Raw genomic sequence first — 13,479 nt, 5'->3', positions numbered from 1 at the left:
TGCGCAGAGCCGGGACCCACGCCACACACTCTCGGAAACATGGGCCCCGGCTCTGCAGCGCACCGCCGAAGAGGCGCTGCGCTGCGTCCGGGGCACGAGAGCCTCACGTTGAGCCCGCCGCGCGCATCGATTATGGTCTCCGGCCCCAAGCCGGAATCCATGCCCATGACACAGCCCGCGCAACGCTTCCCCGCTCCTGCCCTCGATACGCTGCCCGATGACATCCGCACGCGACTACTCGCCGTGCAGGAGAAGAGCGGCTTCGTGCCGAACGTGTTCCTGACGCTGGCATATCGTCCCGACGAGTTCCGCGCCTTCTTCGCTTATCACGACGCGCTGATGGAGAAGGACGGCGGCCTCAGCAAGGCCGAGCGCGAGATGATCGTGGTCGCGACCTCGGCCGCCAACCAGTGCCAGTATTGCGTGATCGCCCACGGCGCGATCCTGCGCATCCGCGCCAAGAACCCGCTGATTGCCGATCAGGTCGCGGTGAACTACCGCAAGGCCGACATCACGCCGCGGCAGAAGGCGATGCTCGACTTCGCGATGAAGGTCTCGGCCGACGCGCAACGGATTTCCGAGGACGATTTCGCCTCGCTCGCGCCGCACGGCTTCAGCAACGACGACATCTGGGACATCGCCGCGATCTCCGCCTTTTTCGCGCTGTCGAACCGGCTGGCGAATTTCACGGGCATGCGCCCGAACGACGAATTCTACATGATGGGACGCGTGCCGAAGACGTGACGGACAAGACATGACCGGGATGGATTGGCCCGAAATCCTGCTGCGCCTCGGCACCGCGACATTCGCCGGCAGCGCGATCGGCCTCAATCGCGACCTGCACGGCAAGCCGATCGGACTGAAGACGCTCGGCATCGTCGGGCTCTCCACCGCAACCGTCGTGCTGCTCGCGGTGCAGTTCGGCGAGCACGGCAACGTCACCGATGCGGCGAGCCGCGTGATCCAGGGCATCCTGACCGGCATCGGCTTCCTCGGAGCCGGCGTCATCGTCCACGAGAGCGATCGTTTTCGCGTGCGCGGCCTGACCAGCGCGGCCTGCACCTTCCTCGCCGCCTGTCTCGGCATTGCGTGCGGCGCCGGGCAATGGAAGATCGTGCTGGTCGCGCTGGCCTTCACTTTCGTGCTGGTCGCGCTGGCCTTCACTTTCGTGCTGCTCACGATCGGCCGCCGCGTCGAACGCTGGCTGCATCGCTCCCTCGGCGGCAAGGAAGATCCGCACCATGCGGAGGCTGTGCCGAAGACCGGCTCCCAGGACGGCGTCTAGAATCGCAACCGCCGTGCCCATATCGGCTTCAGCAGTTCGAGCACCGTAAGCACCAGCAGTCCCGCGCCGAGGGTGACCATGAGATCGTCGAGGTGCAGCGGACCGAACCGGAACAGACCGGACGCTGGCGGCCAGAACAGGGCCGCAGCGAGAATGGACGCGATCGACAGGAATATCCAGAGCAAGGCCGGATTCGGACGGAAGAAGGCAGACAGGAAGGACGCGCTGAAGGACCGGTTGGCCAGTACCAGCGCCACGATGCAGACGACGAGCGCGATGAAGGCCAGCGTGCGGGCCTCTTCGGGCGGAACGCCCCAACGAAGCGCGACGACGAAGATCGCCGCGATCAACACAAATGCAACGACGCCCTGCAGGACGCTCCAGCCGACCAAGGCCCACGAGAACAGCTCCGCATCGGCACGTCGCGGCGGGCGGCTCATGACATCGCGCTCCTCCCGCTCGGCTTCGAACACGAGCGAGCAGACGGGGTCGATGATCAGCTCCAGAAACGCGATGTGAACGGGGCCGAGAACCAGAGGCAGCCCGAAAACCAGGGGCAGCAGGGCAAGCCCCGCGATCGGAACGTGGACGGCGAAAATGAAGGCCATGGCCTTGCGCAGATTGTCGTAGATCCGGCGGCCTAACCGGATGGATGCAACGACGGAGCCGAAATCGTCGTCGAGCAGGACGATCGAGGAGGCCTCGCGGGCGACATCGGTGCCGCGGCCACCCATCGCGATCCCGATATGCGCCGCCTTCAGCGACGGCGCATCGTTGACGCCGTCGCCGGTCATCGCGACGATCTCGCCGTTACGCTTCATGGCCTGAACGATCCGCAGCTTCTGCTCCGGAAGCACCCGCGCGAACACGTTCACGTTCCTGACCAGTGCCTCCAGCCCGTTATCGTCCGCGAGCTTGATCTGCTCGCCGGTTGCGACCTCGTTGACGTCGAGCCCGGCCTGCCCGGCGATCGCCAAGGCGGTCGCCGGATAGTCGCCCGTGATCATGACGACGCGGATGCCGGCCGAACGACATTCGGCCACCGCCTCGGCGACGTTCGGACGAAGCGGATCGGCCAACCCGACGAGACCGAGGAAGCGAAACGAAAAGCCTTCCTGCGAGCTCGGCAGGGCCTCGCCGTCGCAGGCCGCGGCGGCGACGCCCAGCACGCGAAGACCATCCTTCGCCATCGCCGCGACCGCATCCCGCATCGCGTCCTGGTCCGGGCCATCCAGCTTGCAGAGGCGCGCAATCGCTTCGGGAGCGCCCTTGGCCGAGGCGAACACTGCCTGGGATGATTGCCAGACCTGGGTCATCGCCAGCAGTTCGGGGCGCAGGCCGTAGCTGCGGATCAAGGTCCGGGCACCCGGGATTGCCTCATCCTCCGGCAGGCTCGCCTGCGCGAACACATGCAGGGCCTTCTCCATGGGATCGAACGGTTCGGACGAACTCGCCAGAGCACTGCAACGCACCAGCTCGAAAAATTCTGCTCCCATGGGCGCCGCCTGCGACGACACCAGGCGCACGCTCGCCCCGTCGGGCAGCCTCAGTTCCGCGACCGACATCCGGTTCTGCGTCAGCGTGCCGGTCTTGTCGGTGCACAGCAAGGTCGCGGAGCCCAGCACCTCGATCGCGGCCGCGCGCCGCGTCAGCACCCGCGCCTTCGAGATCCGCCAGGCGCCCATGGCCATGAACACCGTGAGGACGACGGCAAACTCCTCAGGCAGCATGGACATGCCGATCGCGATGCCTCCGAGCAGCGCCTGCAGCCAATCCCCGCGCAACGTTCCGTAGAGCAGGACGGCGGCGAGGCTGATGGCCGCGCCGCCGAGAAAGCAAAGCCGCACGAGCCGTGCGGTCTGCTGCTGCAGCCGCGGCGGCTCCTGTTGCAGGCCATGCAGCGACAGTCCGATCTTTCCGATCTCGCTGCGAGGGCCGGTGGCATCGACCTCGGCGAGGCCCTCGCCTCGCACGACCAGCGAGCCCGAATACACGAACGGCAGGTCATCGCCGCCCGGGCGATGTTCAGCCAGGGCGGCCTTTTCAGTCGAGGACGCTTTGGCGACCAGCGTCTTGACGGCCTGCTTGCGAACCGGCACCGATTCTCCAGTCAGCAGGGACTCATCGACCGCCAGATCACGCGCGCTGACGAGGACTGCATCGGCCGGGATCCGATCGCCCTCAGCCAGAATGACGAGATCGCCGCGGACGACGTCCCGGCCCGCGATGCGCCGGCGCTCGCCGTCCCTGACCACGAGCGCTCGCGGACTTGTCAGCTCCCGCAACGCCTCCAGCACGCGCTCGGTGCGGGTTTCCTGCACGATCGTGATCACGACGGAGATGGCGCCGAATGCCACGAGCAGCAGGGCCTCGCGGAGGTCGCCGAGCAGCAGGTAGATCAGCCCGCCGCACAGAAGGAGCGCGAGCATCGGCTCGCGCAACACATCGAGAACGATGCGAAGCCGCGTGCGCCGTTCGGGCCGAGGCAGTTCGTTGTAACCGTCCTGTTGCAGCCGCAGCCGGGCCTCGGTTTCGCTGAGCCCGGCCGGACTGCCGCGTTCTGCGTTGCTCACGTCTTCCGCCGCATGCTCCAGAGACTTCCAGCGCCCACGACGGCCGTCACGAGCAGGACGGCGACGAAGGTCTGGATGATGGTGAAGTTCAGGGCGTCACGCGCGACGAACAACGCGGTGAGCGCGCCGGCGATGATGAAGACGATGCGAAAGATGAGGCTCACGGTCGTGTCTCCGGCCAGCATGACCTGAAACCGACCTCGCCCTCGCCATCGGGGCGCAACGCTGCTTCGGCAATCATGCCGACGAACTTTAACCGACCGCAGCGACGCAGATTTGCGGCAGGTCAAGCCTGTTCCGGCCGTCGCCGCATCCGGCCTGTCCACGGGCACTACGTGACGTCCACGCCGGAGCGATCAGCCGCTGCATGGCTCCCGGCGGAGAGCGCTATGCCGCTAGCGCTTCGCCATCAACTCGAGCGCCGGAGCAAAGCGCTCCGCGAACGTCAACGACTTGGCGTGATGAACCGCGGCAAACGATGCCGAAATTCCTGCCGAAGCGACCGCGAGCAGTGCAATTACGAAAACCAGACGGCGCATCTTCGCCTCCTGTATGAGCTCGACCACCGTACAGAGATGGGGCGGCTCTGTTTCAGGACGGCTTCATGGGCGCGGAAATTGATTTCACTCAAGCGACTGTGATGGGATTCGGCTTATCAGGGCACAAGCCATAACCAACTAACAGTCATCGGCGTGTTTTGCGGCGGAATGCGAGCCGCGATGGGAATTTTACGGCCGCGTCTGCGATCCCAAGCAATGCGACGACCAGCGGCATCCGCTGCAATGAGGAGTCATCGAGGACTATTCAAAATGAAGATCGTGATCCAGAAGCTCAATGGCCTGTGGCATCTCATCGTCGGGGCGCACCGGATCCGAACGCCCTTCCTGGACACCCAGGACCGCGCGCTGGTGGTCACCTACGCTCGCCGCGCCTATCCCGACGCCAGGATCTTCCAGCGCGACTGATGTGAGGCATCACCGCACGCGATTCGCGACGCCTCTAGTCATCGTCTTCCGGACCGCACCAGCCGGGCAGGTAGATCGCGCCCTTGCTCTTTGCTGCGGACATCGCCTTCTCGAGTGCCTTGTCGAAATCGGCGTCCACTACCTTGCGCGAGACCTTTCGGCGCAGGAAGTCGGCCCACAGGAATTCGGAGAACGGCGTGGTGTCCTTGGCGAAGCCGCCGAGGCGGCGCAATTCGCCGGCAAGGCTGCGGAACGGATCGTCCTTGAGATCGGCGACCGATTTCGGCAGGTCGCGGAACTGTCGCCGTTCGCCCTTGGCGTCGTAAGGATAGACCCAGCGTTTGTTGTCCATCACGCCCCAGAACGCCTCGCGCTCGACCATGCGGAGGTCGCCGACGATGGTCACCAGCACCTCCTTGACACCTTCGTCGTGCAGCGCGCGGCCGAGATGATGATGGTCGATCACGTAGTACCGCGCGTCGGGGCCGTAGACGACAGGGATCATGTGCTTGCCGAGCAGATCGGCCTGCTTCTTCTTGTCGTGCTCGCGCCAGCGCTTGCGCTTCTCCTCGACCTCGCGCATGCCGACCGTCATCTGCGTCGGCCGGAGCGACAGGATCGGGACCGGATGCACTCTCGGCTCGCGCGCGTTGGTCGTGGTCATGGTCGAAGACCCTTCGGATGGATGCAACTGACGGGTTCAGGTTCCCCGACTATGACATGGGCCATGCGGCGGCAAAACGTGTTCGCGAGGACATCGAGATCACAAGCCGATGGTGGCGGCGCAACCTTGGTTGTTGTTGCAACGCAACCCTCGCGCCCCGGTATCGGCATGAGGGCCGGTTCCGCAATGGCTCCAGACCGGTCCATGCACAAATAGTGCGAGCGCACGAATGCACGCGAGTATCGAGAAGATTTCCTGCAACGCGTTCACCACGTATGCTATCTAAAATCGCTGCTTTGGAGTGATCCCCGCCCCATGACGACCCAGCGGCCCATAAGCTCTGACGACGAGCACCGGGTGCTCCAGTTCAGGCCGCGCACCTCGCCTTCCCCGGCGCCGCCCCGCGGTAGCGGTACCGTGCAGCCGTTGCGCGTCGTGCCCGAACCGCCCGACCTGTCGCGCTACGAGCAACCCCGCGCCGAGCCGGACGATTTCCGCCATCGCATGCTCGCCAACATCGCGGCGCTGGCCTTCACCATCGCGCTCACTGCAATCGGAATTTGGCTCGCGGTAAACATCGCGGACCTGCGCCGGACCCAGGATTGCGTGCTGATGGGCCGTCGCGACTGCGTCAAGATCACCACGCCGCATATCTAGGCCTGTCTCGCCCCGGCACGGAGGGGTAAGGGACACCAGCGGGGCATCCCCAGCCCTGTCTCGCCGCCTGCCCGGCTCCATTGAACTCAGGGCGTCGCTCCGATATACGGGCTTTCGACCCGGCCAGAGGGGGGTTGAGGGCGTCATCAGGGGCGCGATGCCCACCCACCGTGCCACTCTGGACAATCTGATAAATATCCGCAATATATCAAAGGCTTAGTGATGTCTTCCACATTCGATCAGGTCGCCACGATCATCGCTGAAACCTGCGACATCCCGCGCGACACGATCACGCCGGATAGTCATGCCATCGACGATCTCGGCATCGACAGCCTCGATTTCCTGGACATCGCGTTTGCGATCGACAAGCAATTCGGCATCAAGCTGCCGCTGGAAAAGTGGACCCAGGAGGTCAACGACGGCAAGGCGACCACCGAGCAGTATTTCGTGCTGAAGAATCTGTGCGCCCGCATCGACGAACTGGTTGCGGCCAAGGGCGCGAGCGCCTAAGGGCGCGGTCATGCAACTCGAATACTTCCACATGATCGATCGCATCGTCGACCTCAAGGTCGACGAGAAGACGATTGTCGTCGAAGCCCAGGTCCCCAAGGAGAGCACCATCTTCGAGGGGCACTTCCCGGGTTACCCCTTGATGCCCGGCGTGCTCCTGATCGAATCGATGGCGCAGGCTTCGGGCTGGCTTCAGCTCGGCGTGCTCAAGTTCGAGCGCATGCCGATCCTTGCCGCCGTGAAGGAAGCCAAGGTCCGCGGTTCGGTCTTCCCCGGCGATCTCATGAGCATCGAGGCGAGCCTCGTCCATGAAGGCTCCGGCTACGCCATGACCGAAGCCAAGATCAGGGTCGGCGGCAAGCTGCGCGCGAATTCGGCGCTGACCTTCACGCTGATTCCCTTCCCCAATGCGGATATACGCGGCCACATGGCGAAAGTCGCCGAGCGCGTCGGCTTTCCGCAACAGGCCGTATCGCCATGAATGACACTGCTTCGAGGCCCGGCCAGACTGAAGTCTGGATCACCGGCATTGGACTAGCGACCTCGCTCGGCGAGGGCCTGGACGCCAACTGGGCCGCGCTTTCCGAGAAGCGCATCAATGTCGACGAGAAGGGCTTTGCACCCTACATCGTGCATCCCTTGATGCCCGTCTCCTTCGACGCCCAGATCCCGAAGAAGGGCGACCAGCGCCAGATGGAAGCCTGGCAGCGCATCGGCACCTACGCCGCCGGACTCGCGCTCGATTCCGCCGGGATCAAGGGCAACAAGGACATCCTGTCGAAGATCGACATGGTGGTGGCCGCCGGCGGTGGCGAGCGCGATCTCAACGTCGACACCGGCGTCTTGACGGCCGAGGCCAAGGGCGCAAACGCGCCCGGCTTCCTCAACGAGCGCCTGATGAGCGATCTCAGGCCGACGCTGTTCCTGGCACAGCTCTCCAACCTGCTCGCCGGCAACATCGCCATCGTGCACGGGCTCGGCGGCACCTCGCGCACCTTCATGGGCGAAGAGGTCGCCGGCGCCGATGCTGCCCGCATTGCGCTCGCGCGCATCGCCTCGGGCGAGAGCGACATCGCGCTGGTCGGCGGCTCGCACAATGGCGAGCGCAAGGACCTGCTCGTCCTCTACGAATTCGGCGATTTCAACCTCAAGGACAAATTCGCACCCGTCTGGGCGCGCAAGGACCACGCCGGCTTCGCGCTGGGATCTGCCGGCGCCTTCCTCGTGCTGGAGTCGAAAGCGCATGCGCAAGCGCGTGGCGCCAAGCCGTTCGCCAGACTGACGAGCGTCGTCGCCGACCTCGCCCGGCGCAAGCAGCCCGGCGACATGGCCGCAACGCTGGAGCAGCTGTGGACCAAACTGCCCAGGCGCGAAGGCAAAGGCGCGATCATCACGGGCGCGACCGGTGCAGAGCCCGCGACGAGCGAAGAGCGCGGCTTCCTGAAGGGCCATGCCGACTTCCCGGTGCGCTCGACCGGCACGATGTTCGGCCACACCATGGAGACGCAATTCCCGCTCGGCATCGCGCTCGCCGCGCTGTCGATCTCGCGCGGTGCGCTATTCCCGCCGAACGATTCGACCGGCACTGAGATTGAAATGCAGGGAGCGCCCACCCAGATTGTGGTGGTCGGAGCCGGACACTGGCGCGGCGAAGGCATGGCGCTGGTCGAGGCAGTTGGCTAGCTCACCCGGGGGGATCGACATGACTGCACCACGCGACAAACTCGGGCGTCCCATCGTCGTCGTCACCGGCATGGGCATCATGACCTCGCTCGGTGCCGGCAAGGCCGACAATTGGGCCAAGCTCGTCGCCGGTGAATCCGGCATCCGTACCATCACGCGTTTTCCGGTCGACGGCCTCAAGACCACGATGGCCGGCACTGTCGATTTCGTCAGCGTCGATCCGTTCTCCTCCACCGGCCTGTCCGAGCGGATGGCCGAGCTCGTGACGGAGGAAGCGCTCGAGCAGGCCGGCATCGGCGCCAAGGCCGATTTCCCGGGCCCCCTCTTCCTCGCGGTAGCGCCGGTCGAAGTCGAATGGCCGCAGCGCCGCGAACTCGGCCGCGCCGTCGGCGCGCCCGACTTCACCTATGACGATCTCTTGCGCATCTCCGGCGGTGGCAAGTACAGCGCCTATCACCACCGCTTCATGTTCGGCTCGGTGGCCGCGCATCTCGCCGAGACCTTCGGCACCAAGGGCTCGCCGATCTCGCTGTCGACGGCGTGCGCGTCCGGAGCGACCTCGATCCAGCTCGGCGTCGAGGCGATCCGCCGCGGCGAGACCGACGCTGCGCTGTGCGTGGCGACCGACGGCACGGTGAACCCGGAAGCCCTCGTGCGCTTCTCGCTGCTGTCGGCGTTGTCGACCCAGAACGATCCGCCGCAGGCGGCCTCCCGCCCCTTCTCGAAGAACCGCGACGGCTTCGTCATGGCCGAAGGCGCCGGCGCGCTCGTGCTGGAAAGTTACGAGGCAGCGACCGCGCGCGGCGCAAAGATACTCGGCGTGATCGCCGGCTGCGGCGAGCTGACCGATTCCTTCCATCGCACCCGCTCTTCTCCTGATGGCAAGCCGATCATCGGCTGCATGAACAAGACGCTGGCCGATGCCGGCATGACGCCGGACCAGATCGACCACATCAACGCGCACGGCACCGCGACGCCCGAGAACGACAAGATGGAGTTCAACACGACATCGGCCGTGTTCGGCGAGCTCGCGCAGAAGATTCCGGTCACGTCCAACAAGTCGATGGTCGGCCACACCATCTCGGCCGCCGGCGCCGTCGAGGCGATCTTCTCGCTGCTCACGCTCGAGCATCAGCGCATCCCGCCGACGATCAATTACGAGACGCCGGATCCGACGATCCTGTTCAACGTCGTCGGCAACAAGGCGCGCGACGCCCGCGTCACCGCGGTGATGTCGAACTCGTTCGGCTTCGGCGGCCAGAACGCCTCGCTGATCCTGACCCGCGAACCGGCCTGACCGGACGCATGGCGCTGATTCCCATCAGCACGAAGATTCGCGCGCGGAATGCAGCCAAATCGATCGGCGGAGGCCTGATCGGCGCCGCCACCGTCGGCATGCTGCGCACCACGCGCTATTTCGATCCGGCCAAGACTTCGGACTTTTTCGCGCGGGTGACCCAGCTGATCGGCCCGCGCCTGCGCGAGCACCGCATCGGCCGCGCCAATCTCACCGCCGCCTTTCCCGAGAAATCGCCGGAGGAGATCGAACAGATCCTGATGGGTGTGTGGGACAATCTCGGCCGCGTCGGCGGCGAGTTTGCGCATATGGACCGTGTCTGGGACTACGATCGCGCCCATCCGGAAAACAGCCGGATCGAGCTGCCGCAGGCCAGCATCGAACGGTTCGACCGGATCCGCGACGACGGCAAGCCGGCGCTGATCTTCGCTGCGCATCTGTCCAATTGGGAACTACCGGCGCTCGCTGCCGTCGCGCACGGGCTCGACACCGCGATCCTCTACCGCCGGCCGAACATCGCCTCGGCCGACCGCATCATCCAGGAGATGCGCCAGGTCAACATGGGCACGCTGATCCCGGCGGGCCGCGATGCGCCGCTGCGCCTCGCGCAGGCGCTCAGGGACGGCAAGCACGTCGCCATGCTGATCGACCAGTACCTGACCGGCGGCGTCGAGGTGACGTTCTTCGGCCGCAAGACCCGCGCCAACCCGATGCTGGCGCGCCTCTTGCGCCAGGTCGAATGCCCCATCCACGGCGTTCGCATCATCCGCCTGCCCGGCAACCGCTTCCGGGCCGAGCTGACGGAAGAGATTCAGCCGGTACGCGATGCCGACGGCAAGATCGACATCCAGGGCACGACGCAGGCGATAACCAGCGTGGTTGAAGGCTGGGTGCGCGAGCATCCCGAGCAGTGGCTGTGGCTGCACCGCAGGTGGCGGTAGGCGCCGTCATTGCGAGGAGCTCGTGACAAAATTGCAAAGCAATTTTGCACTGAAAGCGACGAAGCAGTCCGGAATGCCTCCGCGGAGAGATTCTGGATTGCTTCGTTTCGCTGGCAATGACGCGGCAGCCGCTCACCGCCCCGTCTTCACCCTGGTCCACAACCGGTTGATGACCCGCTGTGTCGCCGGATCACGCGCCGTGATGACGAACAGTTTTGCGAGCGCCGCCTCGTCCGGATAGATGTTCTTGTCGTTCAGGATCTTCGGATCGACCAGCTTCTGGCTGGCGAGGTTGCCGCTGGCGTAGGACAGGAAGTCCGAGTTCTTGGCGGCGACGTCGGGGCGGTAGAGATAGTTGATCAGCTCGTAGGCTTCCTTGACGTTCCTGGCGTCCGCGGGGATCGCGAGATTGTCGAAGAACATCTGCGCGCCCTCCTTCGGAATGGCGTAGCCGATCTCGATGCCATTCTTGGCTTCCGCCGCACGGGCGCGGGCCTGCAAGATGTCGCCGGACCAGCCGACCACGAAGCAGATCTCGCCGGTGGCGAGCGCGCTGAGATATTCGGACGAGTGGAACTTGCGTACGGAGGGGCGGACTTTCGCGACGACCTCGGCGGCCTTCTCCAGGTCGGCCTGCCTGGTCGAGTTGGGATCGAGCCCGAGATAGTTCAGGGCCGCCGGAAAGATGTCGTCGGCGGAGTCGAGCATGTGCACGCCGCAGTCTTTGAACTTGGCGAGATTTTCCGGCTTGAAGACGATGTCCCAGCTGTCGATCCTGGCATCCGGCCCGAGGATTTGCTTCACCTTGGCGACGTTGTAGCCGATGCCCGTCGTGCCCCACATGTAGTTGGCGGCATAGTCGTTGCCGGGATCGTAGGTCGCAAGGTTCCTGGTCACCATCGGCCAGGCGTTGACGAGATTCGGCAGCTTCGCCTTGTCGAGCTTCTGGAAGATGTTGGCCTTGATCTGGCGCTGCAGAAAATAGGCCGTGGGCACCACCACGTCGTAGCCGGACTTGCCGGCCATCAGGCGTGTCTCCAGCGTCTCGTTGGCATCGAAGGTGTCGTAGACCACCTTGATACCGGTCTCCTTGGTGAAGGCGTCGAGGACATCCGGCGCCATGTAGTTGGACCAGTTGTAGAAGTTGACGACGCGCTCGTCGGCCCCTGCGGGGACAGAGAGCAACGTCAACGCGGCGGCGATCGCAAGCCCAAGGCCCAGTCCGGAGCGGCCGACATTGGTCATCTCTACCTCTTGCGGCCGCGCACGGCGTCCGACAGCCGCTCCAGCGCGGTGTCCAGCGTCACGTCCTTCTTGGCAAAGCAGAAGCGCACCACCGAGGTCACCGGGTCCTGCTCGTAGAAAGCCGATACCGGGATCGCCGCCACCTTGTAGTCCTTCACGATCCGCCAGCAGAACTCGGTGTCGCTCTCGTTGAGCCCGAGCGGCGACAGGTCAACGGTGAGGAAGTAGGTACCCTGCGACTTCAGCACGGGGAAGCCTAGGCTCTCCAGCCCCTTGGTCAGGCGGTCCCTGCTCCGCGTCAAATCCTTGCGCATCGACAGGAAATACTCGTCGGGCTTGCCGAGGCCGTAGGCGACGGCGGCCTGCAGGTTCGGCGCGGTGGTGAAGGTCAGGAACTGGTGCACCTTGGCGGCGACGCGCAGCAGCGGCGGCGCGGCGCAGACGAAGCCGATCTTCCAGCCCGTCAGGGAGAAGATCTTGCCGGCCGAGCCGACCTTGATGGTGCGCTCGCGCATGCCGGGAATGGTGATCAGCGGGATGTGCTTGTGCTCGTCGAAGGTGACGTGCTCCCAGACTTCGTCAGTGATCGCGATGACATCGAACTCCTGGCAGTAACGCGCCAGCAGTTCGAGATCCTCGCGCGGATACACCACCGCGCTGGGATTCAAGGGGTTGTTGAACAGCACCGCCTTGGTCTTTGAATTGAAGACGCTTTTCAGCATGTCCTCATTCAAGCGCCAGTGCGGCGGCTCCAGCCGCACGAGGCGCGGAATGCCGCCGGCCTGGCGGATGATCGGCAGATAGGAATCGTAGACCGGTTGGAAGCAGACCACCTCGTCGCCGGGCTGGACCACCGCGAGGATCGCCGAGGTCAGCGCCTCGGTGCCGCCGGAGGTGACCATCACCTCGCTCATCGGATCGAGCTTGAGTCCGTGCCAATGGCCGTAATGGGTCGCGATCGCCTGCCGCAGCTCCGGCAGGCCCATCATCGAGGGGTACTGGTTGTAGCCGTTCAGCGAGGCCTCGGCCGCGGCGCGGCGGATGTCCTCGGGACCGGGATCGTCGGGAAAGCCCTGGCCGAGATTGATCGCGGCGTTGTCGCGCGCGGCCTGCGACATCGCCTCGAAGATGGTGACGGGAAGGTCGGCGAAGACCTTGTTCAGCGAGGAGCTCTTGGAGGTCATCGCGAGGTCAGCCACCGACCTTGCTGGGAAGCCCCGCCGCCTTCCAGCCCAGCATGCCGCCGGCCAGATGCTTGTCGTAAGGCAGGCCCGCCGCCTGCGCCGCGAGCGAGGCCGTCACCGAGCGCTTCCCGGAACGGCAGGCGAACACGACGTCCTTGCCTTGGGGATCGGGGATCGCCTTGGGATCGAAGGTCGAGAGCGGCACTACGACGCCGTAGGGATAGGCCTCGGCTTCGACCTCGTTCGGCTCGCGCACGTCGACGAGGAGATAGCGACCCTCCGCGATACCCTTGGAGACCTCGTCCGGGGTCAGATCCTGCACCTGGTTTGCCACATCATCCTCCAACATCGCGCGTGCCCGCCGGACCTGTCCCGGCCGGCGGCAACCTCGCCTCTCGGCTCACGAAAATCAAGCGCTACAAAGGCTTGAGCCGCGCGGCGCAAGTTAAAGCTAAATCACAGCGACTTGAAGTGC

General features: G+C 65.1%; 16 protein-coding genes. 9 read left to right on the top strand and 7 right to left on the bottom strand.

Annotated features, from left to right (window positions below):
* The first annotated feature begins 165 nt into the window (after positions 1 to 165).
* On the top strand, positions 166 to 744 hold the full coding sequence (locus CIT40_RS13620; protein WP_094896757.1) for a peroxidase-related enzyme: 579 nt from the start codon (positions 166 to 168) through the stop codon (positions 742 to 744).
* 10 nt (positions 745 to 754) lie between these two features.
* Positions 755 to 1,285 (top strand): MgtC/SapB family protein, encoded by a 531-nt coding sequence (locus CIT40_RS13615; protein WP_094896459.1) that lies wholly within the window; start codon positions 755 to 757, stop codon positions 1,283 to 1,285.
* Here the strand turns inward: CIT40_RS13615 and CIT40_RS13610 are convergent.
* The 3 genes from CIT40_RS13610 to CIT40_RS13600 form a co-directional block, all read right to left on the bottom strand.
* The gene (locus tag CIT40_RS13610; RefSeq protein ID WP_094896458.1) at positions 1,282 to 3,858 is read right to left on the bottom strand and encodes a cation-translocating P-type ATPase; all 2,577 of its coding nucleotides are present in this window, start codon (positions 3,856 to 3,858) and stop codon (positions 1,282 to 1,284) included. The two genes, CIT40_RS13615 and CIT40_RS13610, sit on opposite strands and share 4 nt — an antisense overlap.
* Entirely contained in the window at positions 3,855 to 4,022 is a 168-nt protein-coding gene (locus CIT40_RS13605) for a hypothetical protein (protein ID WP_162832235.1), read from the bottom strand. The genes CIT40_RS13610 and CIT40_RS13605 overlap by 4 nt, the downstream gene beginning before the upstream one ends.
* A 231-nt stretch (positions 4,023 to 4,253) precedes the next feature.
* Entirely contained in the window at positions 4,254 to 4,397 is a 144-nt protein-coding gene (locus CIT40_RS13600; RefSeq protein WP_167443344.1) for a hypothetical protein, read from the bottom strand.
* A 270-nt stretch (positions 4,398 to 4,667) separates the two neighbouring features.
* Here CIT40_RS13600 and CIT40_RS13595 point away from each other — a divergent pair, with 270 nt between their 5' ends.
* Positions 4,668 to 4,823, top strand: a complete 156-nt coding sequence (locus tag CIT40_RS13595) for a hypothetical protein (RefSeq protein ID WP_167443343.1) — start codon at positions 4,668 to 4,670, stop codon at positions 4,821 to 4,823.
* A 34-nt stretch (positions 4,824 to 4,857) separates the two neighbouring features.
* Here the strand turns inward: CIT40_RS13595 and CIT40_RS13590 are convergent, their stop codons facing one another.
* Positions 4,858 to 5,487 carry a ParB-like protein gene (locus tag CIT40_RS13590; RefSeq protein WP_094896456.1) on the bottom strand — a complete coding sequence of 210 codons (630 nt, stop codon included), beginning with the start codon at positions 5,485 to 5,487 and terminating at the stop codon, positions 4,858 to 4,860.
* Positions 5,488 to 5,802: 315 nt separating this feature from the next.
* On the opposite strand from CIT40_RS13590, the gene CIT40_RS13585 reads away from it, so the two are divergent.
* The 6 genes from CIT40_RS13585 (at position 5,803) to CIT40_RS13560 (ending at position 10,575) form a co-directional block, all read left to right on the top strand.
* A complete protein-coding gene (locus CIT40_RS13585) occupies positions 5,803 to 6,144 on the top strand; it encodes a hypothetical protein (protein WP_094896455.1) in 342 nt (113 codons plus the stop codon).
* Positions 6,145 to 6,366: 222 nt separating this feature from the next.
* A complete protein-coding gene (locus tag CIT40_RS13580; protein WP_007592476.1) occupies positions 6,367 to 6,654 on the top strand; it encodes an acyl carrier protein in 288 nt (95 codons plus the stop codon).
* Between the two features lie 10 nt (positions 6,655 to 6,664).
* Positions 6,665 to 7,135: a 3-hydroxyacyl-ACP dehydratase FabZ family protein gene (locus tag CIT40_RS13575; protein WP_094896454.1), complete on the top strand. Its 471-nt coding sequence runs from the start codon at positions 6,665 to 6,667 to the stop codon at positions 7,133 to 7,135.
* On the top strand, positions 7,132 to 8,337 hold the full coding sequence (locus CIT40_RS13570; protein ID WP_094896453.1) for a beta-ketoacyl-ACP synthase: 1,206 nt from the start codon (positions 7,132 to 7,134) through the stop codon (positions 8,335 to 8,337). Before CIT40_RS13575 ends, CIT40_RS13570 begins: the two co-directional genes overlap by 4 nt.
* Before the next feature lie 19 nt (positions 8,338 to 8,356).
* Positions 8,357 to 9,634: a beta-ketoacyl-ACP synthase gene (locus CIT40_RS13565; RefSeq protein WP_094896452.1), complete on the top strand. Its 1,278-nt coding sequence runs from the start codon at positions 8,357 to 8,359 to the stop codon at positions 9,632 to 9,634.
* Between the two features lie 8 nt (positions 9,635 to 9,642).
* Complete coding sequence (locus CIT40_RS13560) at positions 9,643 to 10,575, top strand: lipid A biosynthesis lauroyl acyltransferase (RefSeq protein WP_094896451.1); 933 nt, start codon at positions 9,643 to 9,645, stop codon at positions 10,573 to 10,575.
* Positions 10,576 to 10,707: 132 nt separating this feature from the next.
* Here the strand turns inward: CIT40_RS13560 and CIT40_RS13555 are convergent, their stop codons facing one another.
* The 3 genes from CIT40_RS13555 to CIT40_RS13545 are packed head-to-tail and all read right to left on the bottom strand — an operon-like array spanning position 10,708 to position 13,338.
* Entirely contained in the window at positions 10,708 to 11,820 is a 1,113-nt protein-coding gene (locus tag CIT40_RS13555; protein ID WP_094896450.1) for a polyamine ABC transporter substrate-binding protein, read from the bottom strand.
* A 2-nt stretch (positions 11,821 to 11,822) separates the two neighbouring features.
* Positions 11,823 to 13,004, bottom strand: coding sequence for an aminotransferase (locus tag CIT40_RS13550; protein ID WP_094896449.1), 1,182 nt, complete (start codon positions 13,002 to 13,004; stop codon positions 11,823 to 11,825).
* Between the two features lie 7 nt (positions 13,005 to 13,011).
* Positions 13,012 to 13,338, bottom strand: a complete 327-nt coding sequence (locus CIT40_RS13545) for a rhodanese-like domain-containing protein (RefSeq protein ID WP_162307482.1) — start codon at positions 13,336 to 13,338, stop codon at positions 13,012 to 13,014.
* Positions 13,339 to 13,479 lie beyond the last annotated feature (141 nt).

This window comes from Bradyrhizobium amphicarpaeae (genome assembly GCF_002266435.3).
Classification (GTDB): Bacteria; Pseudomonadota; Alphaproteobacteria; order Rhizobiales; family Xanthobacteraceae; genus Bradyrhizobium; species Bradyrhizobium amphicarpaeae.
The sequence above is the reverse complement of the archived record's forward strand: the minus strand, read 5'-3'. Positions and strand labels throughout refer to the sequence as shown.

What these genes read in the sequence shown, in the direction of transcription:
- CIT40_RS13590 (WP_094896456.1), bottom strand. Translation starts at nt 5,487, where the DNA reads ATGACCACGACCAACGCGCGCGAGCCGAGAGTGCATCCGGTCCCGATC.
- CIT40_RS13600 (WP_167443344.1), bottom strand. Translation starts at nt 4,397, where the DNA reads ATGCGCCGTCTGGTTTTCGTAATTGCACTGCTCGCGGTCGCTTCGGCA.
- CIT40_RS13575 (WP_094896454.1), top strand. Translation starts at nt 6,665, where the DNA reads ATGCAACTCGAATACTTCCACATGATCGATCGCATCGTCGACCTCAAG.
- CIT40_RS13555 (WP_094896450.1), bottom strand. Translation starts at nt 11,820, where the DNA reads ATGACCAATGTCGGCCGCTCCGGACTGGGCCTTGGGCTTGCGATCGCC.
- CIT40_RS13595 (WP_167443343.1), top strand. Translation starts at nt 4,668, where the DNA reads ATGAAGATCGTGATCCAGAAGCTCAATGGCCTGTGGCATCTCATCGTC.
- CIT40_RS13565 (WP_094896452.1), top strand. Translation starts at nt 8,357, where the DNA reads ATGACTGCACCACGCGACAAACTCGGGCGTCCCATCGTCGTCGTCACC.
- CIT40_RS13615 (WP_094896459.1), top strand. Translation starts at nt 755, where the DNA reads ATGACCGGGATGGATTGGCCCGAAATCCTGCTGCGCCTCGGCACCGCG.
- CIT40_RS13570 (WP_094896453.1), top strand. Translation starts at nt 7,132, where the DNA reads ATGAATGACACTGCTTCGAGGCCCGGCCAGACTGAAGTCTGGATCACC.
- CIT40_RS13580 (WP_007592476.1), top strand. Translation starts at nt 6,367, where the DNA reads ATGTCTTCCACATTCGATCAGGTCGCCACGATCATCGCTGAAACCTGC.
- CIT40_RS13550 (WP_094896449.1), bottom strand. Translation starts at nt 13,004, where the DNA reads ATGACCTCCAAGAGCTCCTCGCTGAACAAGGTCTTCGCCGACCTTCCC.
- CIT40_RS13585 (WP_094896455.1), top strand. Translation starts at nt 5,803, where the DNA reads ATGACGACCCAGCGGCCCATAAGCTCTGACGACGAGCACCGGGTGCTC.
- CIT40_RS13560 (WP_094896451.1), top strand. Translation starts at nt 9,643, where the DNA reads ATGGCGCTGATTCCCATCAGCACGAAGATTCGCGCGCGGAATGCAGCC.
- CIT40_RS13620 (WP_094896757.1), top strand. Translation starts at nt 166, where the DNA reads ATGACACAGCCCGCGCAACGCTTCCCCGCTCCTGCCCTCGATACGCTG.